Consider the following 2427-nt stretch of genomic DNA (forward strand, 5'->3'; position numbering starts at 1 on the left):
GGGCATATGTTTGCTCATCGGGAAGAAGGATTGCAAAATCAAAGAGAAATACAGCCTGATTTAAATAGATCACAGCAATCCCAAGCAGAACAAACAGTAGAGCTTGATACTCAATATCAAGATACACTTGAGGAATGCATACCCCTATTACAGAAAAAATTCAATGTTTTTAATAAAGTTGATGGATTAAGTGCAGAAGATAAGCAGTTAATTATAGATTCAAAACGATTATGCGAAGAAATTGCACCTACAGTAAGAGACCAAGTTACTGTTTCGAAAATAGAATTACTCAAAACTAATTTGGATACCTTAATGGAAAATCATCGTGGACTAAAAAAATTTACTGAAAATCTGGATTCAATTATCTCTTCCTATTCTGATTCTCTACGCCCATAAATGATTATAAATTTAACATCTTAGTATTAAATTTTCATATTTAGTGATATAATTTATGAATTTTATTCATCTATTGTAAGAATATCAGGGGGAAATAAACTATGCCAGCACCATTTGAACCAGCTTTGTGGAAAAATTTATATGCAAAAAACTATCCAGAAGTCCAAAGGCTGATTGAGACCCATCCTGATTTAATCAATGCAATTGATGAGGATACGGAGTATAACTTACCCATCTCTCTGATTGAGGTAGCGATGAATCCACGAGAAATCGAGTCCTCAGAACTTCTTGCCCATGTTTTAACTCATCCAACAATGAATTGGGGCTATGCCTCTTCCGACCAAACTGCCGCTCAATTCATACTCGATGCAGCATTGGTGGATGGTGATTTCTCACTGATCGAATCGCTAAAAGATGTTTCAGGTTTTATTTTAAGTAATAACAAACTTACTTATGTTTTAGCCGCGGATCTACTTAAACATGCAGAAAAAATACATAACGAAAAGATTCAAAGAGGAAGGCCTCAATCACAAATAGATGGCGCTTTAAAACAAGTTCAGACATGTAAGGCTCTGCTCACTTTAATTCGTGACATCACGATTTTACACGCCATTAACACAGATAATGCTGATTTATTTGAGCGCATGGAGCGAGCAGGCGGGCAGCCTTTGGAGGATCTTGATGATCTTGATGATCTTGGTCAGAATCAAATCCCTTCTTTACTTTTTGGAATTCACCAGCCTAACCCAAAACTTAGAGCATGGCACAAAGCAGTAGTTGATAGAAAAACTGCTAATCGAGACAAAGAAGTCGAAAAGCTCACAGCACGTTTTGAACAACATACAATGTTCCAGGAGCAAGTTGCTAACATTAATGAAAAACATGATGCCAGAACAATAGCTATCCTTGCCGAAGCTGGAGCAGCCAGACAAAAAAGAATAGATGCAGCATTAGCAAAAATGAGTTAATGGGCACCATTTTTTGATGACTTACCTTCCTAAAGGATTATCCTTCTACCTCAAATGGGATAATCCTTAATTGAATTATTGATTTTAATATACTATTTGTTCAATTGAAGGCTTAAGTTAATGTAATGTGGCTTTTAGTATACGCTATTTTTCGTTTTTGCAACGGAGCCTTCATTTGGGTAACTCAGGAAGCTTTTATATTTAAAGGTGGGTAAGATGGCCGTTTAAAACATATCCATGAATCATTCGATTTAGTATATCTACATTCAATTTGGAAATCACAACCAGGTAATTTCCATCTGAAGTTGGTAGTGTAGATATTTTCTTCCGGACCATAATTGTATCTCCAAGTTTTGTTTATGTATTATAGTGTATTCTGTTTAGTATGTTTCTTTTTAGAACAAAAATAGAGAAATAAAATAGCTTTAATTAATGCAAAAAAAATTGCTGAAATAGAAAAAATTAAGTTGGATATTGATAAAGAAATTTATACAAATATACAAGAGTATTGTTCTTGGGCTGGAATTGATGAAATTAATCATTTCTTTGAAGAGGCTGCAACTTTGATCTCTTCAAAAGATAAAGATTGGAAAAAGCATAAACGAGCGACCTCTATAATAAAAAAATAATTTCTTTTATGTATTCCAAATGCGCTTAATTGGGAGACCTGGTATATTATTTAATAAACAAAAACATTTTTTATTGATCGTATGAATAAATCATGAAACACAACGAGGTTTTAAGTCCATGCTAACCCGCGAACAAGTTTACGTCGTGCTCATGTTGCGTAATCGCGAGAACACCATTTTTTCTACATTACCCGTCGAATTAATTCAAGAAATAAGTGATTTCGGCCAAGACCCCAATAGCGGTATCGCAAAGGCATTACATCATGCTGCGTATGCACGACAAGAAGATGTTAAGGCTCTACTTGCTCTGCTCGATGAAAATCCATCTCTATTGCTTCAAGCAGGCAATGTGGTAACACCCGGTGGTGATGAGTGGAAACGAGTCACTATTTATGAGTTTTTATTGGGTGCAGGTGATTACGAACTGGCCAAGC

The 2427-nt window shown here is 35.3% G+C and carries 3 protein-coding genes and 1 pseudogene; all 4 read left to right on the plus strand.

Translation table 11 applies throughout. The annotated features are described in order from the left end of the window. A partial coding sequence (locus WA877_RS02105; RefSeq protein WP_425169291.1) for a hypothetical protein occupies positions 1–396 on the plus strand: 396 nt, incomplete at its 5' end. Between the two features lie 101 nt (positions 397–497). After that, complete coding sequence (locus WA877_RS02110; protein WP_425169292.1) at positions 498–1364, plus strand: hypothetical protein; 867 nt, start codon at positions 498–500, stop codon at positions 1362–1364. A gap of 467 nt (positions 1365–1831) precedes the next feature. Then, positions 1832–1993 carry a hypothetical protein gene (locus tag WA877_RS02115; RefSeq protein WP_425169293.1) on the plus strand — a complete coding sequence of 54 codons (162 nt, stop codon included), beginning with the start codon at positions 1832–1834 and terminating at the stop codon, positions 1991–1993. Positions 1994–2111: 118 nt separating this feature from the next. After that, a pseudogene (locus tag WA877_RS02120) lies at positions 2112–2427 on the plus strand (hypothetical protein); the annotation flags it as partial.

The sequence above is a fragment of the Legionella sp. genome, assembly GCF_049790535.1.
Lineage (GTDB): Bacteria > Pseudomonadota > Gammaproteobacteria > Legionellales > Legionellaceae > Legionella.

Excerpts from the sequence above, each read along its gene's own strand:
- WA877_RS02110 (WP_425169292.1), top strand. The coding sequence starts at position 498 with ATGCCAGCACCATTTGAACCAGCTTTGTGGAAAAATTTATATGCAAAA.